Origin of the sequence: Longimicrobium sp. (assembly GCA_036387335.1) — a bacterium.
Lineage (GTDB): Bacteria > Gemmatimonadota > Gemmatimonadetes > Longimicrobiales > Longimicrobiaceae > Longimicrobium.
On the sequence record DASVTZ010000153.1, the window covers coordinates 1 to 21750 of the forward strand.

20 protein-coding genes are annotated in these 21750 nt (G+C 68.1%); 12 read left to right on the top strand and 8 right to left on the bottom strand.

The genetic code is table 11. The features are described from left to right. Window positions 1-183: 183 nt before the first annotated feature. Entirely contained in the window at window positions 184-624 is a 441-nt protein-coding gene (locus VF647_14485) for a hypothetical protein (protein ID HEX8453306.1), read from the top strand. 22 nt (window positions 625-646) lie between these two features. Here the strand turns inward: VF647_14485 and VF647_14490 are convergent, their stop codons facing one another. Both VF647_14490 and VF647_14495 read right to left on the bottom strand, forming a co-directional pair. Then, a complete protein-coding gene (locus VF647_14490) occupies window positions 647-2695 on the bottom strand; it encodes an ATP-binding protein (GenBank protein ID HEX8453307.1) in 2049 nt (682 codons plus the stop codon). Between the two features lie 688 nt (window positions 2696-3383). Then, a complete protein-coding gene (locus tag VF647_14495; protein ID HEX8453308.1) occupies window positions 3384-3629 on the bottom strand; it encodes a hypothetical protein in 246 nt (81 codons plus the stop codon). Window positions 3630-3770: 141 nt separating this feature from the next. Here VF647_14495 and VF647_14500 point away from each other — a divergent pair, with 141 nt between their 5' ends. Both VF647_14500 and VF647_14505 read left to right on the top strand, forming a co-directional pair. Further along, window positions 3771-4034 (top strand): hypothetical protein, encoded by a 264-nt coding sequence (locus tag VF647_14500; protein ID HEX8453309.1) that lies wholly within the window; start codon window positions 3771-3773, stop codon window positions 4032-4034. After that, window positions 4031-4471: a PIN domain-containing protein gene (locus VF647_14505; GenBank protein HEX8453310.1), complete on the top strand. Its 441-nt coding sequence runs from the start codon at window positions 4031-4033 to the stop codon at window positions 4469-4471. Before VF647_14500 ends, VF647_14505 begins: the two co-directional genes overlap by 4 nt. Window positions 4472-4485: 14 nt before the next feature. On the opposite strand, the gene VF647_14510 is transcribed toward VF647_14505, so the two are convergent. Beyond that, complete coding sequence (locus tag VF647_14510; GenBank protein ID HEX8453311.1) at window positions 4486-6003, bottom strand: SDR family oxidoreductase; 1518 nt, start codon at window positions 6001-6003, stop codon at window positions 4486-4488. Window positions 6004-6208: 205 nt separating this feature from the next. Here VF647_14510 and VF647_14515 point away from each other — a divergent pair, with 205 nt between their 5' ends. Further along, window positions 6209-6784, top strand: a complete 576-nt coding sequence (locus VF647_14515) for a hypothetical protein (protein ID HEX8453312.1) — start codon at window positions 6209-6211, stop codon at window positions 6782-6784. Window positions 6785-6897: 113 nt separating this feature from the next. On the opposite strand, the gene VF647_14520 is transcribed toward VF647_14515, so the two are convergent. The 5 genes from VF647_14520 to VF647_14540 form a co-directional block, all read right to left on the bottom strand. After that, entirely contained in the window at window positions 6898-8442 is a 1545-nt protein-coding gene (locus tag VF647_14520) for a helicase HerA-like domain-containing protein (GenBank protein HEX8453313.1), read from the bottom strand. Window positions 8443-8524: 82 nt separating this feature from the next. Continuing rightward, window positions 8525-9088, bottom strand: a complete 564-nt coding sequence (locus VF647_14525) for an HPP family protein (GenBank protein HEX8453314.1) — start codon at window positions 9086-9088, stop codon at window positions 8525-8527. A gap of 19 nt (window positions 9089-9107) precedes the next feature. Continuing rightward, window positions 9108-10076, bottom strand: a complete 969-nt coding sequence (locus tag VF647_14530) for a PQQ-dependent catabolism-associated beta-propeller protein (GenBank protein ID HEX8453315.1) — start codon at window positions 10074-10076, stop codon at window positions 9108-9110. Window positions 10077-10179: 103 nt separating this feature from the next. After that, the gene (locus VF647_14535; GenBank protein HEX8453316.1) at window positions 10180-10779 is read right to left on the bottom strand and encodes a hypothetical protein; all 600 of its coding nucleotides are present in this window, start codon (window positions 10777-10779) and stop codon (window positions 10180-10182) included. Further along, window positions 10776-11579, bottom strand: a complete 804-nt coding sequence (locus tag VF647_14540) for a hypothetical protein (protein ID HEX8453317.1) — start codon at window positions 11577-11579, stop codon at window positions 10776-10778. Before VF647_14540 ends, VF647_14535 begins: the two co-directional genes overlap by 4 nt. 278 nt (window positions 11580-11857) lie before the next feature. Between VF647_14540 and VF647_14545 the strand changes: the two genes are divergently transcribed. The 8 genes from VF647_14545 to VF647_14580 all read left to right on the top strand — a co-directional run bounded on the left by VF647_14545 (window position 11858) and on the right by VF647_14580 (window position 21730). Then, window positions 11858-13711 carry a methanol/ethanol family PQQ-dependent dehydrogenase gene (locus VF647_14545; protein ID HEX8453318.1) on the top strand — a complete coding sequence of 618 codons (1854 nt, stop codon included), beginning with the start codon at window positions 11858-11860 and terminating at the stop codon, window positions 13709-13711. Window positions 13712-13800: 89 nt separating this feature from the next. Next, a complete protein-coding gene (locus VF647_14550; protein ID HEX8453319.1) occupies window positions 13801-15618 on the top strand; it encodes a methanol/ethanol family PQQ-dependent dehydrogenase in 1818 nt (605 codons plus the stop codon). A 217-nt stretch (window positions 15619-15835) separates the two neighbouring features. Beyond that, window positions 15836-16618: a substrate-binding domain-containing protein gene (locus tag VF647_14555; protein ID HEX8453320.1), complete on the top strand. Its 783-nt coding sequence runs from the start codon at window positions 15836-15838 to the stop codon at window positions 16616-16618. A 14-nt stretch (window positions 16619-16632) separates the two neighbouring features. After that, complete coding sequence (locus VF647_14560) at window positions 16633-17151, top strand: c-type cytochrome (GenBank protein ID HEX8453321.1); 519 nt, start codon at window positions 16633-16635, stop codon at window positions 17149-17151. Continuing rightward, window positions 17148-18152, top strand: a complete 1005-nt coding sequence (coxB, locus tag VF647_14565; protein HEX8453322.1) for a cytochrome c oxidase subunit II — start codon at window positions 17148-17150, stop codon at window positions 18150-18152. The genes VF647_14560 and coxB overlap by 4 nt, the downstream gene beginning before the upstream one ends. A gap of 537 nt (window positions 18153-18689) precedes the next feature. After that, entirely contained in the window at window positions 18690-20615 is a 1926-nt protein-coding gene (ctaD, locus tag VF647_14570) for a cytochrome c oxidase subunit I (GenBank protein HEX8453323.1), read from the top strand. Continuing rightward, window positions 20612-21220: a hypothetical protein gene (locus VF647_14575; GenBank protein HEX8453324.1), complete on the top strand. Its 609-nt coding sequence runs from the start codon at window positions 20612-20614 to the stop codon at window positions 21218-21220. The genes ctaD and VF647_14575 overlap by 4 nt, the downstream gene beginning before the upstream one ends. Before the next feature lie 123 nt (window positions 21221-21343). Continuing rightward, window positions 21344-21730 carry a hypothetical protein gene (locus VF647_14580; GenBank protein ID HEX8453325.1) on the top strand — a complete coding sequence of 129 codons (387 nt, stop codon included), beginning with the start codon at window positions 21344-21346 and terminating at the stop codon, window positions 21728-21730. Window positions 21731-21750 lie beyond the last annotated feature (20 nt).

The following is a 21750-nucleotide window of genomic DNA, read 5'->3' on the forward strand; positions in this document are numbered from 1 at the left end:
CCTTCAAGCCGCCTGAAGACATGCGCACCCACGATCCCCGACGAAGACATTGTCCCCCTGCCGCCAGACCTGCCCCTGGAGCGAACACCGCGACATTCACACAGGAAATGCGGGCCACGGACGAATTAATTGGAACAGATGCCCCATGTGGCTGCCCGTGCCTTCACCCGCACCGGAACCGGCATGACACCACCGGCCCCCGCCGCAAACAGCACGAGCCCTCCGAAGCGGGCTCGCGTCGCCATCCTAGCCGCGGCGCTCGCGCTGGCCGCCTGCCACCCGCCCCGCTCCCCGCGCGAGGTGGCGCAGGGCAACGTCACCGGCACCTGGACCGCCGAGTCCGCCGCCGTCGGCGAGCCGCAGGATTCCGGACACGTGGCGTGGCGCCTCACCCTCCAGGAACACGCCGCCGGCAAGGTCGACGGCCGCGGCACCGCCCGTCACGGCACCCAGTCTACCGCGTTCGTCCTCACCGGCCATCGCGGCGAGGACGAGGTGACCCTCGAGTGGGACCTGCTCGGCGCTCACGTGAAGTATCACGGCTCCATCATGGATGCGAATACGATGGTAGGCGAGATGCAGATGCCGCACGACACGCTGCACGTGACGCTGACACGGGATTAAGCCAATTCGCGTGCCTAATTGTTCAGCTGTTCTCTAAATTCAGCCGCTTGAAGAAAGCACGATTCCGGCGGTTCGCGTCCCGCAGCAGCTTGTCGTAGGACACAACCTCTACATACGCTTTGTGTACTTCGTTGTAGCCGAAAAAACCATCACCGTCAGGCATTGGTCGTAAGCTAGCGCCCGCAGCAAATCGCTTCATCTTCGGTGTAAGGTCCGCCACTACGAAGCAGAAGAATGGCAAATCCTCGCGGACTTGGATCCTCCTTCCGTTCACCCCCTTTTTGGTACCGTCCCGCACTTCTGAGACGTAATCGTAAACCTGCTGGATCGGATTATCGTCATCCTGATACTCGTTCCTCTCAGGCCTCTTAAATTCTACAACAATTGCCGAGTTGATGACATCCGCGCCCTCGGTGAACATCATCGCGCGATTGTACAGCAATATATCAGGACGTGTGTCACTATCTACATCGACTGGGCCAGTCTGTTGCTTAAATGGTAAATCGGACGCGAGAAAGAAGTGATAAGCAAGTCGTTCATCAAGAATCCACAGGTTGTGATCCTCGTCGGTAAGATCATCAGACGTGGAGCGCTGCCGCATGATAAGTGAGTGGAGAGCGGCCTCGTGCGGGAACTTCCCATCCTGCTGCAGCGCAATTTGCTGCTTGAGGAACGAGAGGACCATAGCACGACGAACTACGTACTGCGCGAGGTCTGACTTGACGGAATCCGTCAGCTTTCCATAGAAGCTCGCGAATCTTTCCTTGTGCTTCGTAAACCCTTCAGGCCTCTCGGCGGCCTTCAGGAGGGCCGTCCCCTCCTCCTTCAGTTGTGCTCGCCATTCTGCATCAATCCGATGCAACGCAACATCGAGTTTGTCGTCCGCGACAGCAATTTCCGCGAGTTGGTCACGTGCGTGTTTAAGGAGGTGCCGGTATTCAGGGGCGTGATTCGCGATAAAACGCTCTACGCGACTCAGGGCACGTGCCCGTGCCGCCGTCGTATAGCCGCGAAGTACAGCATCAGATTGCGCTACGACCTTGTCGACGATGTCCTCCCAGCAAAGGCTGCCATTTAGTCGGAGTTCATCACGGCTATCGATGGAGAAGCTCGTGCGTTCACCGTTTACCCGCTCATCTAGAATCTTCCCTGTGACATAAACCGCATATGTGTAATCTACATTGTCTTCGCCCTGGATTTTCCCCTCCAAATGAGGGATTCGACGAGCGAGGGCTATGGACTTCACCACTCGTTCATTGGCGCAGAAATGGATGGCGTGCTCCGTTTCTGGAGAATTTCGAAGGAAGACGTCCTGGGCGAAGAATTGATGATCCTGAATCCAGAACACCTTCGGCTGGTCCTTCGGAGAATACTCCGAAGCGTAAAGATCATTGACACAAATCTCTTCGCCTGCTTGTGGATCAACAATCCACAACGGGGGCATCGTATCGAACAGAAAGTTCTGGAAGCAATGCTCGATTATACGCCGAGCAATGGTTTCGGGTCGGTTAGGACAGTGCGGACGAAACTCCTTCTTAAATCCGATCAGCTTGACGCGAGTGTGACTTTCATTCGAGACACTCGGCTCCGTAGAGAGGCGTTCCACTCCATCGGCAGTTCGTTCGAAGCCGAAAGTTCGGAATAACGCCTTATCCCCATGCCGATATGTGCTCTCGACTACCACACGATCGAACGCCTTCAGCCAAGTGAGGCGTCCCAGACCCTTCGCTCCCCTGCTAGCCTTGTGCGGCGAATCCACTAGCCGAAACGACTCAAGATTCTCATCTGTGAACCCAATGCCATTATCGATGACCGTGATGTTTTGCACATCCGGAAGATAACTATGGTGCGGATCAGGGGGTAGCAATGACAGATCGCGCTCAATCTCCAGGTCGATGCGACCGTCCGACCTGCCGGAGTCCTCAATTGCGTGTATTGAATTAACGATCGCCTCGAACAAGGGCAGCAAAACGCGCGAGTACTGGAGTTGCTCGCTGTCGACCCGCCGGGCAATGTGCACCTGCATGTGATCCGTTCCGATGCTAAGGATGTAGCCGAAGGGAAGATTCATTCGGCGCGCGTTCGATTACCCAACTCGACACAGACAAGAGGCACAACAACATGGGTAAGCCGTTCACCCGTGAACTCCCTCAAATTGCGTCTGTAGCGTGGCTGGGTTCCGACGCTAATTATGCAATCGCATCGCGCGTTGCTCCATGCGGCAATCAACTGCTGCACGCTGTCAGGCCCCGGTGTGCGTCGGTCCGTCCCCCAAGAGGGGATCGCGTCATAGCTCACCGCCGCCTCTCTTCCGAAATCTGCCGCATGGAAAAGAGAGTCTCATCAAGCACCCGCTGGATGAGAACTCTAAGCGGCTTTTTGTTGCGGATCTGCCTCCGTACCACCGCCGGCCACTTATCGCATACGCACGGCAGAAGAAAGGAGGCTGGTCGCTCTCCCGCCAAGAAGATACGGCCAGCCTCCTAAACGAGCGAACCCGAAGGCCGCGCGCTCCTCAAGAGTAGCCCTGCCGCGCGTCCGGGGTCAAGAGAGTTGGAGGTCTGGTATGACGGACGAACAGGTGCCGGTGCACCCGCGCCGAAGGAGCAACCCGCGTACGCTATCATCAAGCAGACGAATAGCCGATGGTGGGAGGTGCGCGACCCGGGCGGGCGAGCTGGTGTGCCTGTCGGTGTACCAGCGCGGAGCGAGGGAGCGCGTGAAAAGACGAAGCGGCAATCACTATCGCGTGGCTGCCGCTAGTCGTTGAAGTCCTCGGGTGTGGCGTCGAAATCCTCGGCCATGTGGATGATCCCACGCGCGCTACCGGGCTTGCGCGCGGCGCGGGTCCGGTGGAGTGGGATGATCTTCGCAACCGCTTCTCCGCCGCGGGTGAGGACGACCGCGCCGGTGCGCGCAGCCGCCTCCACTAGCTCGCGGAGCTCGGGTGACGCGTAGGCCAGATCGAAAGTGGTGTCTCCCATGAACAGCACCTCGTAGGTCATCGGGGCCGAGCTCAGCTCGGACTAACAGTACACTGATCGGAGTCTGTCTGGTCCTGAACGCAGGATCCGGGGTATTCTAGTTGCAGCCGACCAGAATCGGCCGGCGGGTTAGAACGGGCGAGCCACTCAGAGGAGGAGGGAATGACTACGAAAGAGCTTGCGATTCGAACGATCGAGGAGCTTCCGGCGGACACGACCCTGGAGCAGATCGTGGGCACGCTCCAAGACATGCTGCTGGAGGGTAACGGCGAGCAGCCTGAGGAGGCCGATGCGGACCTCCCCAAGGGCGGCGGGCTGTGGGACTTTCTGGAGCGGACCGCCGGAACGGTTGAGATGCCGGCCGATTGGTCAAGTGAGCACGACCACTATCTGTACGGGACGCCGAAGCGGTCGTCCGTGAAGTGATCTTCCGCTCACCCGCCGCGCGACTCTTCCTGGACACCTCCTATGTCCAGGCTCTCCTCAACCCACGGGATTCACATCATCCGCGGGCTGTGTCGCTCGCCGAGCGGGTCAAGCAGTCGCCGGAAGTCGTCATCACTGAGGCCGTGCTTGCCGAAGTGGGGAACGCCCTGAGCAGAACCCCTGGCTTGCGACGGCACGCTGCAGAATTCATCCGCGGCTGCTACGGCGAGCCAAACATGAGCGTGGTTGCAGTGGACACCACGCTCCTGACGCGGGCTCTGGATCTGTTTGAGCGTCGCTCGGATAAGGAGTGGGGGCTCACCGACTGCATCTCCTTCGTGGTGATGCGGGACCGGGGCCTACACGACGCCGCTACGGAGGACCGGCACTTTCAGCAGGCGGGCTTCCGCGCCCTAATGGCGGACGAGGAGCCCTGATCTGCCCGTAACCCCTACCAATCCGTCGGCTTGTAGTCCTTGAGGAAGGCGCCCCAGACGTGGTGGCCGGTGTTGATGCCGCTGATGATGGGGTCCACGATGCGCGCGGCGCCGTCCACGATGTCGAGCGGGGGGTGGAAGCCGTGCTCGGCGGTCTTGCGCGCGGCGAGCTCCGCCGGGTCCTCGTCGGTCACCCAGCCGGTGTCCACGCTGTTCATGTGGATGCCGCTCGCGTAGTAGTCCACGGCGGAGGTGCGCGTCATCATGTTGAGCGCCGCCTTCGCCATGTTGGTGTGCGGGTGCCGCGCCGTCTTGAAGCGGCGGTAGAACTGCCCCTCCATCGCCGACACGTTGACGATGTGCTTGTCGCGCTCCGGCGTGCGCGTCATCAGCGCCTTGAGGCGGGCGTTGAGGATGAAGGGCGCCACCGCGTTCACGAGCTGCACCTCCAGGAGCTCCACGGCGGGGACCTCGTCCATCATCATCCGCCACGAGTTCCGGTCGCGGAGGTCGATCTGCTGAAGGTCCTGGTCGAGGCGGCCGGCCGGGAAGAGCGCCTGGTCCACCGAGAACTCCTCCGGCAGGAGCGGGAGCTGCGACAGCTCCGCGGCGCGCGCCAGGCCGGCCACCGCGTCGTCGGTGCGCGCGGGGACGAGGGCGGCGGCGGCGAGCGCGGGGGCGTCGTACGAGCCCAGGAGGCGCCGCACGTGCTCGGGCACCTGGTCCAGGCGCGCGGTCTCGCCCTCCATCATGTGCCGGTAGAACTCGGGCGGGCGGCGCACCGTCTGGCAGGCGTTGTTGACGATGAAGTCCAGCCGCTCGTGGGTCGCCAGGAGCTCGCGGCAGAACGCTTCGACGCTGGGCGTGTGGCGCAGGTCGAGGCCGAAGATCTCCAGCCGGTGCCCCCATTCCGCGAAGTCGGGCTCCTGCGCGTAGCGTGCGGCCGAGTCGCGCGGGAAGCGGGTGGTGACGATCAGGTGCGCGCCCGCGCGCAGCAGCTTGATCCCCGCCTGATAGCCGATCTTGACGCGCCCGCCGGTGAGCAGCGCCACGCGGCCGGTAAGGTCGGCCGTCTCGCCGCGCTTGGCGAAGTTCAGCTCGGCGCAGGGCGGGCAGAGCTGGTCGTAGAAGTGGTGCAGCTCCGTGTAGTCGCGCTTGCAGATGTAGCAGTTGTGCACGTCAGGCGTGGGCACCTGCGACTTCTCAGTGAGCAGGTACGGCTGGTCGAAGCCCGCCGGCGCGAACATCGGCGTCACGAAGACCGGCTCCTGGCGCAGCTTGCGGATGCCGCGCTGCGACAGCACCTCTTCGGCGCGCTGAGCACGCTCGGCGCGGCGCTCGCGGCGCGTGGCCTTCTGCAGGCGGCGCCGGTCGTTGGCGTCGGGACGGGCGATGAGGCCGGTGGCGCGGAGGAAGCGGTTGCGCTCCTCCTCGCTCACTTCCGCAAGCAGGGCGCGGTCGGCGACCACCTCTTCCAGCAGCTCCGCCGCGGCGCGGATGCGCTCCGCGACGGGGCGCGCGTCGTTCGACATCGTGTTCGTCTCACTTGGGAACGCGCCTCGACTCCGGCGGGCCGGCTTCGAGGCGCGTGAAGGTGCGTGGCTCTGGTCCGCCTTCGATCGTGGCGGTGCGGTGAGTACACTGATGTGGCGTCGCGGTGCCGTGGATGCTTGCACTCGAGGAGAAAGCAGGGCAGCTTCAGCGCCGACCATCACTCCCCTTCTGCCCCCCTCCGACGTGCCGATACCGGACCCGAAGACGCTGCGCCGCGCGCTCGACGACTACACCGCCGTGGTCGAGCGGCAGGGAGTCGCGCGCCTTCCCGAGCTGGACCGCTGGTATCGCGAGGAGCTGCCGGGGCTGATCGCCGCGCGCAGCCCGGCGCACGTCACGCACGCCGAGCTGGTGCGGCTGACGGAGTGGAAGATGGCGCGCGGCGTGTGGCGCGCGCCGAACCTGGTGCTGGTGCGCGGCAACGACCCCGCGGCCGTGGTGGAGACTAGCACCGCCGCGCTCGCCCGCATCCCGCACCCCACCGCGCCCGTGTCCGAGCTGTCGAAGCTCAAGGGCGTCGGACCGGCGACCGCATCGGCGGCGGCGTCCGCGGCGGCACCGGAGATCTATCCCTTCTTCGACGAGCTGGTGGCGGCGCAGCTTCCCGGCCTCGGCCCCGTCGCGTGGACGCTGGGCTACTACGCCAGGTACGCGGACGCGCTCCGTTCATCCGCCCTGGAGCTGGGCGGCGAGTGGACACCGGTTCTGTTGGAGCGGGCGCTCTGGGCCCATGTCGGCGGCAAGGCGGGCACCGCTTAACAGCAATCTCACGCAGAGGCGCAGAGACGCAGGAGAGGAAAAAGAAAGAACAGAGGGTGAGATGTTTTTTCCCGTTTGTTCTCTTCCTGCGTCTCTGCGCCTCTGCGTGAGGCCTACCGGCGCCGTCGGCTGCGGCTGCGCGAGCTTCCGCCGAGGAGCGCGCCCATGATGCCGCGCGTGATCGCCCCGGCTACCGTGCGCGTGAGCGGCGACTTGAGGATCTTGTCCAGGGCGCTCGGCGCCTCCTTTTCGCGGCGCGCGCGCGGCTTCTCGGGGGCGTCGTCCGGCTCCTCCTCATTCTCCTTTTCGCGAACCGGCGCGGCGCGGTCGGCGAGCATCTCGCGGGCGCTCTCGCGGTCGATGTCGGTGGCGTAGCGGCGCACCTGCTCGGAACGCTCGTTGACGTCCTCCAGCTCCGTGGCGGTGAGCGGGCCCATGCGCGAAGCCGGAGGCACCATGCGCGTGGCGAACGGCTGCGTGGGGACGCCGTTAGTGGACAGAGTGGTCACGAGCGCTTCGCCGATGCCGAGCGTCGTGAGCGTCTCCTCGATGTCGTAGAAGGTGGTCTTGGGAAAGGTGCGCGCGGCGGAGCGCAGCGCCTTCTCGTCGTCCGGGGTGAAGGCGCGCAGGGCGTGCTGGACACGGTGGCCGAGCTGGCCCAGCACCTCGGCCGGCACGTCGCGCGGGTTCTGGGTGATGAAGAAGACGCCCACGCCCTTGGAGCGGATCAGGCGCACCACCTGCTCCACCTGGTTCAGCAGCGCCTCGCTGGCGTTGTCGAAGAGGAGGTGCGCTTCGTCCAAAAAGAAGACGAGCTTCGGCCGGTCCACGTCGCCCACTTCGGGAAGCTGGTTGTAGAGGCGGGCGAGCATCCAGAGCATGAAGGTGCTGAAGAGTGCGGGGCGGTCCTGCACGTCCTGCAGCTCCAGCACGCTCACGCGGCCGCGCCCGTCCGCCTCCACCTCCATCAGGTCGTCCAGGTCGAACTCCGGCTCGCCGAAGAAGTCCTCCGCGCCCTGCTGCTCCAGCTCGATCATCTCGCGCAGCAGCACCCCGACCGTGGCCTTGGACATCCCGCCGTACTGCGCCAGCTCGTCCGCGCCGTCGCCGGTGAGGTGCTGCAGGACTGCGCGCAGGTCGGAGAAGTCGAGGAGCAGCAGGCCCTTGTCGTCGCAGTACTTGAAGACGAGGCTCAGCACGCTCGTCTGCGTGGCGTTCAGCCCCAGCACCTTGGCCAGGAGCACCGGCCCGAACGACGAGACCGTCGCACGCACCTGCGCGCCGAACTTCCCCGTGAGGCTCAGGAACTCGACGGGGGCGGCGAGCGGCTTCCACGTGTAGCCCGTGTCCGCGGCGCGCGTGTTGACGCGGTCGCTGGCCTCGCCCGGGGCGCCGATCCCGGAGAGGTCGCCCTTCACGTCGGACAGGAAGACGGGCACGCCGGCCGCGGAGAGCTGCTCGGCGATGAGCTGCAGCGTCTTCGTCTTTCCCGTGCCCGTGGCGCCAGCGATGAGACCGTGGCGGTTGATCATCGAGAGCGGAAGCCCCACGAGCGGCTCCGGGTGGCAGGCGCCGTCGTGCACCACCGCGCCGAGCGTCAGCGCGCCGGAGGCGGGGGGAAAACAGGAGCGCGCCGACTCCAAGATCTTGGGATCCATGATGGTTCTGCGAGAGAATGGGAACGCGGATGCTTCGCCGGGGCACAGCTTACGTCGCCGCGGCGCCCGCTACAAGGCCGGGCTATGACCGGACGCCGTCCCGCGCGCGCGGCGAGTCCACCCCGCGCAGGCGAAGGTGGCGGCACAGCTCGCCGGCGACGGCCACGATCAGCACCCCGATCACGAACGTGACAGTGTCGCGGACGGACGGGTGGAACGCGCCGAGCGACGCCAGCAGGGTAGTGGCGGCGGAGGGCGGATGCGGCGCGCGGAGGAGCGTGTCCACCAGCGCCGAAAGCCCCACCGCCAGCGACGCCGCCAACACGCGGCTCCACGAGAGCTCCCCCACCTCGAAGGCGGACCGGGCGTGCGCGATTCCGAAGATCGTCACCATCAGGAACGCGGAGCCGAGGCCGATCAGGTGCGCCACCACCACGTTGTAGAAGCGCGTGGATGGATGGTCCGGCGTGCGGGCCTGGAGGAGCGCCGTCGGCCCGAGGCTGGGGAAGAGCGTCGGTCGGCCGATCGCCAGCCCCACGAGCCCGGGCAGCAGCACGAGGAGCGCCGTCACCAGCGGCGTCCATGCCGCTTCCGCTACGGACTGGAGCGGGGAGTCGAGCTCGGCCCCGGCTTCGCGTGTCTGCATCGTACCCCTCCGTCCTTTTTCAGCGCGTGACGGCAATGCCCCACGGACGCTGCCCCACGCGGATGCTCCCCACCACGTGCAGGGTGCGGGTGTCCACCACCGACACGTCGTTGGAGAGGCCGTTGGCGGTGTAGAGCCAGCGTCCGTCCGCGCTCAGGGCGATCCCCCACGGCCGCCGCCCCACGCGGATGCGCGCCACCACCCGCCGCGCCCGCGGATCGACCACCGAAACCGTGCTGGCGCCGCCGTTGGCCACGTACACGCGCGATCCATCGGCCGACACCACCACGCCCACCGGCTTCCCCTCGCCGCGCTCCATCTCGACGCTCCCGATCACCTCGTGGCGGGCGATGTCGATGATGGAGAGGGTGCCGCTGATCTCGTTGGTGACGTACGCGCGCCGCCCGTCGCGCGAGAAGGCGACGGCGCGGGGGCGCACGTCCACCAGGAACGATGCGGCGACCCGGTTGCCGCGCGTGTCGATGACGGAGACCGTGTTGCTCGTCTCGGCGGTCACGTACACCCAGCGCCCGTCTGGGCTCATCCCCACCCCCTCCGGCTCTATGCCAACGACTAGCGTGGCGATGGTGCGGCCGGTGCGCAGGTTGGTGGCGCTGGCGGTGCCGGCGTCCTCGTTGGATACGTAGAGCCGCGATCCGTCGGGGCTCACCGCGAACTGCTCGGGGTCCGTGCCGCCCGCGTACCGCGCGACCACCCGCCGCGTGGCGACATCGATGACGGCGATGGCGTCGCGCCCGCTCTGCGCGTTGGGGCGGTCGTCGCTGAGCGCCACGTACACGCGCCGCCCGTCTGGCGAGCTCTGGATGCCGCGCGGACGTTCGCCCACCGGGATCGTCGCCAGCACGCGTTTCGTCACGGCATCCACCATCGTGACGCTGCGCGAGCCCTCATTGCTGACGAACAGCATCGGGCGCTGGGCTGACGCGGGGAACGCGAGGAGCGCCGCGAGCAGGGCGTAGCGTTTCATCAAGATCGTAATGTGCTCACGCGGAGACGCGGAGGCGCAGAGGAGAGCACGCGAAGTTCTCTCTGCGTCTCCGCGTCTCCGCGTGAGCCCGTAGCAAGTCTGCTCACCGCGCGGAATCCGGCGGCGGGGCGCGGCGCGGGGACGGGGCCGTGTTCTCGCGCTTGGGGAGGGGCGCGGGAAGGGCGGCGGAGCGCGGTGATACGGGGCCGCACACCTCCGGCCGCCCGCCGCGCCCGTACACCACCACGTGGCGCCCCTTCGTGAGGCTGTCGATGGGGACGGGGACGTCGCTGGAGGCGCGCCCGTTCCCCAGCGAGTCCGCGCTCACGGGGAAAAGCGAGGCGATGTGGCTCCCCATCTTTGCGCAGTCGCCCTGGCGGACGGCGCCCTCGTAGGTGGCGCCCGGCGCGCCCCGAGCCAGCGCCACGGAGATGGAGGTGGACTTCCCCACCGCCGCCACCTCGCCGTTCCCCTGCACCAGCCCGCGCCCCAGCCGCGCCAGGGCGAGCGGGAGGGTGACCTGGACGGGGGGCGCCTTCTCCGCCGTGTCCGGGATGGCGACCACGCGGGTGGGGACGAGGGTGCTGTCGTCCGCCGAGGTGGAGGTCCTGTCGTTGCTGGGCGTGTACTCCGTCTGGGCACGGTCCTCGTCGCCGCACGCGGCCAGGATGAGGAGCGCCGCCGCCCATGCCGTCTTCTTCATCGCGTTCCTCCCCGGCAGGTGGATGCGGAAGGACCTGCGCCCAAGCGGTCCAGCAGCTCGCCCGACGACGCCCCGCCCGCCGCGCCGCGGGCTGGGACCTCGCCCGCCACCTTCCCCGCCGCGTCCAGGCGGTAGAGCGGCTGGCGGAGCTGGCGGTCCCACGCGCGAAAGGAGAGCGGCCATCCCTTGTGTCCGTCGAAGCGGGTGTCGCCGCGCGCCAGGTACGCGCGCAACGCCGCCGGCTGCGTGGAGCGCGCGCGCAACGAGGCCTCCCAGAGCACCTTGACCGCCATCCACCCCGCCCACGCCGGCCCGTCCATGGCGCCGCCGAAGCGGGCGCGGAAGCGGTCGTTGAGCTGCGCGGCCCCGAAGCGCTCCAGTGACGGGTGCCACAGCACGGCGCGCGCCCCCGCCGCGGCGTACATGGCGGCGCTCGCCTCCACGTGAAAGGTGTTCCGCCCGCACCCGCGCAGCGCGTCCGCAGGGGTGCCCGCGTTGAGGAAGAGGACGCCCGCGCGCTCCGCCACCGCGCTCGCTGCCCGCGCCGGGGCCTCGCCCGAGCCGCCCACCAGCGCCGCCAGCCCGCGCCGCCCCGCCAGGCTCTCCGCCGTCCCGGTGACGAGCTCGATGGAGCGGCCGAAGAGCGTCCCCGTGCGCGCGGCTTCCTCCACGCCCAGCGTAACACCGCGGGTGACGGAGGCGCCCGCTGCTACGAGCCCGATGCGCAGCGGCTCGGCAGAAAGGCGCGGAACGGCGCCGCCCGCGACCAGAGCCGCGCACCCGTGCGATGCACGGCGCAAGAACTCCCTCCGGCCTATCTCCTCTCCCTGCATCGACATCCGGAGGATGGGCGGAAACATGCGTAGAACCCCAGTGAAACACTGGCGTTTGCGGGTGCCGGACTCGCAAGAGAAAGGCCACTTGACGGCATGAATGCTGCGAAAAATGGACAGGGTGCCGCGAGCATCCGTTCCGCGGCTTTTGTCCAGTGTTCGCATCGACTTCACGGCCCGGCTCCCGGGCTTGCAGCATCCTTTCAGGCCGGACGCTCCATGCGGCTCACTCTGTGGGAGGCGTGTTGAAGCGAAGGTTCCCGGCGGGCCGCCCCTGGCCACTCCGGCCACTCCGCGCGTCCGTCCTCCTCGTGGCGGCGCTCGGCTGCTCGCGCGGCGAGTCCGCGGAGGCGCCGGTCTCCACGGCGCTGGCCGCGCGGCGCGCGCTGGGGATCGCCCCGGCCGCCTACGCCGAGGACGGGCAGTGGACGATCCCGGCCAAGGACTACCAGAGCACGCGCTTCAGCGGCCTCGCGCAGATCACCGCGGCCAACGTCGCCCGGCTGCAGCCGGCGTGGACGTTCTCGACGGGGATCCGGCGCGGGCACGAGGCGGCGCCGCTGGTGGTGGGGAGCACGATGTACATCATCACTCCCTTTCCCAACCAGCTCTTCGCGCTGGACCTGGCGCGGGGCGGCGCGCTGAAGTGGACGTACTCGCCCCCGCTGCTGCGCGCCGCGGCCGGCGTGGCGTGCTGCGACGTGGTGAACCGCGGCGCCGCGTACTCGGCCGGCAAGGTCTTCTTCAACACGCTCGACAACCAGACCGTCGCGGTGGACGCTGCGACGGGCGAGGAGGTTTGGCGCACGCGGTTGGGCGACATCAACCGCGGCGAGACCATGACCATGGCGCCGCTGGTCGTCAAGGACAAAGTGCTCGTCGGGAACAGCGGCGGCGAGATGGGCGTGCGCGGCTGGCTCACCGCGCTCGATGCGGAGAGCGGCAAGGTTGCGTGGCGGGCGTACAGTACGGGGCCGGACAGCGAGGTGCTGATCGGCCCCGGCTTCAAGCCGTTCTATGCCCAGGATCGCGGCAAGGACCTGGGCGTGAGCAGCTGGCCCTCCACCACCTGGCGCGTGGGCGGCGGGACGGTGTGGGGGTGGATCTCGTACGATCCCGAGCTGGACCTCATCTACTACGGCACCGGCAACCCTGGCCCCTGGAACCCCGAGCAGCGCCCCGGCGACAACAAGTGGACGGCGGGGATCTTTGCCCGCGACCCGGACACGGGCGAGGCGCGCTGGTTCTACCAGTGGAGCCCGCACGACGTGCACGACTACGACGGCGTCAACGAGAACGTCCTCCTCGACTTGCCCATCGGCGGCCGCACGCGCAAGGTGATCGTGCGCGCGGAGCGGAACGGCTACATGTACGTGCTGGACCGCGCCACGGGGCAGGTGCTCTCCGCGGATCCCTTCGTCCACATCACCTCGTCGAAAGGGGTGGACCTGAAGACGGGGACGTACATACCGGACATGACGAAGTATCCGCACATGGCCAGGCCGGTGCGCGACATCTGCCCCAGCGCGCCGGGCGCCAAGGACTGGCAGCCCACCGCCTTCTCGCCGCGCACCGGCTTCCTCTACATCCCGCACAACAACCTGTGCATGGACGTGGAGTCGGTGGAGGCCAACTACATCGCCGGCACGCCGTACGTGGGGATGAGCGTGGTGATGAAGGCGGGCCCCGGCGGCCACCGCGGCGAGTTCACGGCGTGGGACCCGGTGCGGAGGCGCGCCATGTGGAAGATCCGCGAGCGCTTCCCCGTGTGGAGCGGCGCCCTGGCGACCGCGGGCGACGTGGTGTTCTACGGCACGATGGAGGGGTGGTTCAAGGCGGTGGACGCGCGCAACGGGCGCCTCCTGTGGCAGTTCAAGACGGAGTCGGGGATCATCGGCCAGCCCATCACCTACCGCGCGCCGGACGGCAAGCAGTACGTCGCCATCCTCTCCGGCGTGGGCGGCTGGCCGGGCGCCATCGTGGCGGGGATGGCGAACCCCGAAGACACCACCGTGGCGCTCGGCTTCGCGGGCGCCATGCGCGACCTTCCCGGCGCCACCACGCGGGGCGGGACCCTTTACGTGTTCGCGCTGCCATGAAGAAAGTGCGTGAGTGCGTTAGTGCGTTAGTGCGCTGGTGCGCGGGGGTTTCCTCACGCACTTACGCACTCACGCACTTACGCACCCTTTTGCTCGTCCTGGCGGCGGGGTGCATCGAGCACGACATGTCTGGCGAGTACGGCGCCAAGGAGAAGCCGGGGCAATGGCCCGCGCTGCGGACGATGTTCGCCGCTACGGCGCGCAACGCACCCGTGGCGGAGGACGGGCAGTGGGTGATGCCGGCGCGGGACTACGCCAGCACGAGGTTCAGCGGGCTGGGCGAGATCAACCGCGGCAACGTGAAGGGGCTGCGGCTGGCGTGGACCTTCTCCGACGGCAACTTCTTCGGGCACGAGGGGGCGCCGCTGGTGGTGGGGAGCACGCTGTACTGGGTGAGTCCCTTTCCGAACGAGCTTTTCGCGCTGGACCTGACGAAGCCGGGCGCGCCGGTGAAGTGGCACTACAAGCCACCGGTGCAGATCGCCGCGCAGGGGGTGGCCTGCTGCGACAAGGTGAACCGCGGCGCCGCGTACGCGGACGGGCGCATCTTCTTCAACACGCTCGACAACCAGGTGGTCGCCGTCGATGCCGCCACGGGGGCCGAGGCGTGGCGCGTCCGCATCGGCGACATCAACCGCGGCGAAACCATGACCATGGCGCCGCTGGTGGTGAAGGGAAAGGTGCTGGTGGGGAACAGCGGCGGCGAGATGGGGGTGCGCGGCTGGCTCACCGCCCTCGACGCCGCCACCGGCCGCACCGCCTGGCGCGCCTACAGCACCGGCCCCGACGCCGACGTGCTGATCGGCCCCAGCTTCAAGCCGCACTACGCGCAGGACCGCGGCAAGGACCTCGGCGTCACGAGCTGGCCGCCGGGCGCGTGGGAGACGGGGGGCGGCACCGTGTGGGGGTGGATCTCCTACGATCCCGAGCTGGACCTGATCTTCTACGGCACGGGCAATCCTGGCCCCTGGAACCCCGAGCAGCGTCCGGGCGACAACAAGTGGACGGCCGGGATATTCGCCCGCGACCCGGACACGGGAGAGGCGCGCTGGTTCTACCAGTGGAGCCCGCACGACGTCCACGACTACGACGGCGTCAACGAGAACGTCCTGCTCGACCTGCCCATCGGCGGCCGGGTGCGCAAAGTCATCGTGCGCGCGGAGCGGAACGGCTACATGTACGTGCTGGACCGCGCCACCGGAGAGGTGCTCTCCGCCGACCCCTTCGTCCACATCACCTCCTCCAAGGGCGTGGACCTGAAGACGGGCGCCTTCCAGCCCAACCCCACCGCCACGCCGCGGCTGGGGACGGTGGTGCGCGGGATCTGCCCCAGCGCGCCGGGCGCCAAGGACTGGCAGCCGATGTCCTTCTCGCCGCGCACGGGCCTCCTCTACATCCCGCACAACAACCTGTGCATGGACTACGAGGCGCTGGAGGCCAACTACATCGCCGGCACTCCGTACGTGGGCGCCAACGTCACCATGTACGCCGGCCCCGGCGGCCACCGCGGCGAGTTCACCGCCTGGGACCCGGTGCGCAGGCGCGCCGCGTGGAAGATCCGCGAGCGCTTCCCCGTGTGGAGCGGCGCCCTGGCCACGGCCGGCGATGTCGTGTTCTACGGCACCATGGACCGCTGGTTCAGGGCCGTCGACGCCACCACGGGAAAGATCCTCTGGCAGTTCCGCACCGGCTCGGGCATCATCGGCCAGCCCGTCACCTTTCGCGGCCCTGACGGCAAGCAGTACGTGGCGATCTTTGACGGCGTGGGCGGGTGGCCCGGCGCGGTGGTCTCCGGCGACCTCTCCACCGAGGACGCGAGCGCGGCGCTCGGATTCGTCGGCGCGATGAGGGACCTGCCGCGGCACACGGAAAAGGGAGGGACGCTGTATGTGTTCGCGCTCCCCTGACGGGGCCCTCACCCCCCGACCCCCTCTCCCGATAACAGGAGAGGGTGCCCCTCTCGTTATCGGGAGAGGGGGAGAACAGCGTGCCCAATCCGCACCTGCCCGTAAAAACCGCCCCCTCTCTCGAGAACAGGAGGGCGGAGCCCTCTCCTGTTATCGGGAGAGGGGGCAGCGAGGAACGAGCGGGGGTGAGGGCCCCCCGCGGCGCCTATTTCTCTTCATGATAGCGCTCCTCGCCGCCTGCGCCGAGACGCAGGCGAAGCCCGCCCGCGAGCTGCGGGTGTGCGCCGACCCGAACAACCTCCCCTTCTCCAACGAAAGGGGGGAGGGGTTCGAGAACCGGCTGGCGGAGATGGTGGCGCGGGAAATGGGGGCGCGGGTGAAGTACACCTGGTGGGCGCAGCGGCGCGGCTTCATCCGCAACACCCTGCGCGCCGGGGAGTGCGACCTGGTGATGGGGGTGCCCAGCTCCTTCGAGCTCGCCCTCCCCACGAGGCCGTACTACCGCTCCACCTACGTCTTCGTGTACCGCAAGGATGCGGGGTTCAGGGTGCGCTCGTTCGATGACCCCGTGCTGAAGCGGGTCAAGATCGGCGTGCACCTGGTGGGCGACGACTACGCCAACACGCCGCCCGCCCACGCGCTCGGCACGCGCGGCATCATCCGCAACGTGCGGGGTTACACGCTGTACGGCGACTACTCCAAGCCCAACCCGCCGGCCGACATCCTGACGGCGCTGGCGCGCAAGGAGATCGACGTGGCGGTGGTGTGGGGGCCGCTGGCCGGCTACTTCGCGCCGCGGGCGGGGGTGCCGATGGAGGTCGTCCCCGTCTCGCCGCAGGTCGACCTGCCCTTCCTCCCCTTCGTCTTCGACATCTCGATGGGAGTGCGGCGCGAGGACGTGAAGCTCAAGGAAGAGGTGGAGGCGATCCTCGTCCGCCGGCGCGCGGAGGTGAACGCCATCCTGGACGAGTACGGAGTGCCGCGGGCAGGCCGTCCATGACCGGAGGGAGAACGATGCGATCGATGGCGCTGGTTCTGGTCTGCCTGGCGGGGGTGCTCGCGGCGTGCGAGCGCGAGGAGCGTCCGTCGCGCGACACGCCGCCGGGTGCATCGCCCTTTCCCGCGGTGCAGACGACGGAGCTGCAGGCCGGTCCCAAGACGCCGGACCCGTCGATGGGTGCGTACCAGGAGAACCGGTTCGCGGTCGGTCAGGGGCAGACCTTCTACGAGCAGTACAACTGCGCCGGGTGCCACTCCGCGGGCGGCGGCGGGGGGATGGGGCCGCCGCTGAACGACGACGAGTGGATCTACGGGAGCGATCCGGAGAACGTCTTCGCCACCATCGTGGAGGGTCGGCCCAACGGGATGCCCTCCTTCCGCGGGCGCATCGACCAGGGGCAGATCTGGCAGCTCGTGTCGTACGTGCGCACGCTGAGCGGCCTCACCCCGCCGGACACCTGGCCGGCCCGCGCGGACCACATGCAGGAGGTCCGCCCCGTGACCGACGCCGCACCCCAGCGCCAGCTCCCGTGAGCACGCGCCTTCGTCCCCACGCGTGCGCGGCGGCCGTGCTCCTGGCGGGGTGCGAGCGCCAGTTCTCGGCCACGCACCCCGTGGGCCCGCAGGCGGAGCGGATCAGCGACCTGATCTGGTTCCTCACCTGGCTGGGCACGGCCGTTTTCGTGGCGGTGGTGGGCTTCCTCTTCTACGCGCTATGGCGCGGCAGGCGGCGGGCGGAGAGCGCCGCCGGGCCGGAGGCGGAGCGGCGGATGGCGCGGTGGGTGGGCGGGTCGGTGGCGGCCACGGTGACCATCCTGCTGGTGCTGCTGGTCTACAACTTCTACACGGGGCGGGCGCTGGCGGCCTTCGCCGATTCCAGTGCGATGACGATCCGCGTCACCGGGCACCAGTGGTGGTGGTCGGTGGAGTACCAGGACCCGCTGTACAGCCGCCGTGTGTCGACGGCCAACGAGATCCACATCCCCGTCGGACGCAAGGTGCGGCTGGAGGTGCAGTCGCGCGACGTGATCCACTCGTTCTGGGCGCCGAACCTCCACGGCAAGATCGACCTGATCCCCGGGTACGGCGGCACCACTTACTTCCGCGCGGACGAGCCGGGCGTCTTCAGCGGGCGGTGCGCGGAGTTCTGCGGCCTTCAGCACGCCAAGATGAACTTCCTGGTGATCGCGGAGCCGCCGGACCGTTTCGCCGCGTGGTACGAGGCGCAGCTGCGGAGCTCGACCCCTCCCGCCGACTCGATGCAGCAGAAGGGGCAGCAGGTGTTCCTGTCGAAGCAGTGCGCGATGTGCCACACCATCCGGGGCACGCCGGCCAACAGCCGCATCGGCCCGGACCTGACGCACCTGGCGAGCCGCCGCACGCTGGCCTCGGGCGCCATTCCCAACACGCGCGGCCATCTGGGCGGGTGGGTGCTGGACCCGCAGAGCATCAAGCCCGGCACCCGCATGCCGCCCAACCAGCTCGCGAGCGATGAGCTGCAGGCGCTGCTGGATTATCTGGAGAGCCTGAAGTAGGGGTGTGGGGAATGGGGAATGGGGAATGGGGAATGGGGAATGGGGAATCGATGTCATCCTGAGGGAGCCGCCTGACGGGGGTCGGCGGCGCAGGCCGGACTTTCGGCGGCGACTGAAGGATCTAGCCGGCGAGGCGGGAGGACAGGCGTCACGGGCCGGTCTCCAAGCACGCGCAGTAGATCCTTCGCTCCGCGCCAAAGGGGTGGAGCCGGGGCGAGGACGGTGAGGCGCTTCGCTCAGGATGACAAAAGGGGGGTGCCCGCCTCTCCGCGCGAGTCCGCGGAGGCGGACTTCGTGGGGGGCCAGCGGCGAATTCATGCGCTCCTGGGCCGGGGGGATCGGGGTATCGCCGGCGACGGGCAGACACGCGGGTCTGCCCCTACGGGGTTTGGTGTGCGTCAACGGGCGGTGGAGCGGGGCCGGGCACGGGCGCGATGAATCGCGCCCCTACGAACGCACTAACGCACCAACGCACCAACGCACCAACGCACCAACGCACTAACGCACTAACGCACTTTCTTCGCGCGGAGACCTTCCTTGGCCCACACCGAAGCCCACGCCACGGCCAGCCTCCTCGACGCCGGCGGGCGGGCGGAGATGGAGCGGAGCTGGCGACCCAAGCCCGGCTTCTGGGGGTGGCTCGTCGCCGTGGACCACAAGTCCGTGGCGAAGCGCTACATCGCCACAGCCTTCATCTTCTTCCTGCTCGGCGGGCTGGAGGCGATGGTCATGCGCATCCAGCTCGCCCGGCCGGAGAACGGGCTGCTCTCGCCAGACCAGTACAACCAGCTCTTCACCATGCACGGCACCACGATGATGTTCCTGTTCGGGGTGCCGGTGCAGCTCGCGGTCGCGCTCTACTTCGTGCCGCTGATGGTGGGGACCCGCAACGTAGCCTTCCCCCGCCTCAACGCGTTCGGCTACTGGACGTACCTCATCGGCGGGGTGCTGCTGTACTCCGGCTTCATCCTCAACACGGGGCCGGACGCGGGGTGGTTCAACTACGTCCCGCTCTCCGGTCCGCAGTACTCGCCGGGGAAGCGCATCGACGTGTGGGCGCAGACCGTGACCTTCACCGAGATCGCGTCGCTGGTGGCGGCGGTCACGCTCATCGTCACCATCCTCAAGCAGCGCGCGCCGGGGATGTCGCTCAACCGGCTGCCGCTGTACGTGTGGTCGGTCCTGGTGACGGCGGTGGTGGTCACCTTCGCCATGCCCTCGGTGGCGCTGGCCAGCATGATGCTCGCCATGGACCGGCTGATCGGCACGCACTTCTTCAACCCGGCGGAAGGGGGCGATCCGCTCCTCTGGCAGCATCTGTTCTGGTTCTTTGGGCACCCCGAAGTCTACATCATGTTCATCCCCGCCACGGGGTTCGTGTCCGAGATCATCCCCGTGTTCGCGCGGCGCAAGATGTTCGGGCACACGCCGCTGGTGCTCTCGCTGGTGGCGACGGGGTTCCTGGCGTTCGGGCTGTGGGTGCACCACATGTTCACCACGGGGCTCCCGCAGCTGGGGCAGAGCTTCTTCACGGCGGCGTCGCTGATGATCGCCATCCCCAACGGCGTGCAGATCTTCTGCTGGATCGCGACGCTGTGGGCGGGGCGGCCACGGTTCGCCACACCGCTGCTCTTCGTGATCGGCTTCATCGTCCTCTTCGTGTGCGGAGGGATCACGGGGGTGATGGTGGCCTCGGTGCCCTTCGACCAGCAGGCGCACGACACCTACTTCGTGGTGGCGCACCTGCACTACGTGCAGATCGGCGCCTTCGTCTTCCCGCTCTTCGGGGCCTTCTACTACTGGTTCCCCAAGGTGATGGGGAGGATGCTCTCCGAAACGCTGGGGAAGGTGCACTTCTGGCTCTTCTTCGTAGGGATGAACGTCACCTTCTTCCCGATGCACTTCCTGGGGTTCATGGGGATGACGCGCCGCGTGTACACCTATCCGGTGGAGGCGGGGTGGGCGCCGCTCAACCTGATGGCCACCGTGGGCGCGGCGCTGATGGCGGCGGGGATCCTCACCTTTCTGGCGAACGTCTTCACCAGCGCGCGACGCGGCGCGCCGGCCGGCGACGATCCGTGGGGCTCGCACACGCTGGAGTGGGGCACCGCGTCACCGCCGCCCGCGTACAACTTCCTCCACATCCCGGTAGTGCAGGGGCTGTACGCGCTGTGGGAGCGCACCCCCGACCGCCCCGTCGTCACGGGGATGGGGACGCGCCGCCGCGAGATCCTCCTGACCACCGTGCTCGACGCGGAGCCCGACGCACGCTACGAGCACCCCGGCCCCAGCATCGCGCCGCTGCTCTGCGCGCTGGCGGTGGCGGTGACGTTCATCGGCGGCATCTTCACCACGTGGGCCTACGTGGTGGGCCCGTCGCTCCTCTTCCCCGCCCTGCTGGTGTGGATGGCGACGCAGGATGAGCCCGAGCGTCCCCTGACCGAGGGGGAGGAGCCCGCATGAACGCCGAGCGCAGCGTGCTGGACGTCTCCGGCCTCCCCAAAGTCGTCTTCGGCCACCGGTCGCTCCTGTGGTGGGGCACGATCGGCTTCATGGTGATCGAGGGGTTTACGCTGGTGCTGATGGTGGGCGCGTACTTCTACCTGCGCACCGGCGAGATGGGGTGGCCGCCGGGGCGCACCCCCAACCCGGATCTGCTGATCTCCACCATCAACACGGTTCTCCTTCTGCTGGTGATGGCGCCCATGCACGCGGCGGGGAAGGCGGCGAAGCGCTTCGACCGGCGCGGGGTGGGGCGCTGGCTCCTGGTCGCGTGCGCGCTGACGCTGGTGGTGAACGTGCTGCGCTGGTGGGAGCTGCTGGCGCTCAACGTGCGCTGGGACGCGCACGCCTACGCATCGGCCGCGTGGGGCGTGGTGGTGCTGCACACGACGCTCATCGTGGTTGATTTCTTTGAGACGGGGACGCTGGCGGCGCTTTTCCTCACGGGGCATGCGCTGCGCAAGCACTACCCCGACGCGGCCGACGCGGCGTTCTACCAGTACTTCATGTCGCTGGTGTGGGTGCCGATCTATCTGATCATCTACTGGGGGCCGCGGGTGCTGTGAGGGCCCCCTCCCCCCGGCCCCCTCGCCTGCGGGGGCGCAGGGCGGGTGAGGGGGAGAATATGGAGCGCGAGGGGCGGGGGCGGTGTGGCGCTGGGGACGGCAGGAAACAGAACGGGGGCGAGGATGGTGGATACGACGGAGGAGGCGGGACGGGTGCGGGGGGGCCGCGCGATCGCGACGCTCTGGTTCGCCGTGCTCGCGGGGCCGGTGGCGTGGATGCTGGGGCTGAACGTCCAGTACTCGCTGGTGCGGCTGGAGTGCGAGAACGGTGGGGTCGTTCCCCTGCACCTGGTGAGCCTCGTCACTTTCTCCATCGCGGCGGCGGGGGGCGTGGTGGCGTGGCGGGAGTGGAAGCGCTCCGGGGGCGTCTGGCCTGGGGAGGAGCCCGGGGCGATTCCGCGCAGCCGCTTCCTGGCCGCCATGGGGCTCCTGTCCAGCCCGCTGTTCGCACTGGCGATCGCGGCGCAGTGGGTGGCGAGCTGGTTTTTGAACCCGTGCATGGGGATCTGATGGGGGGCCCTCACCCCCGC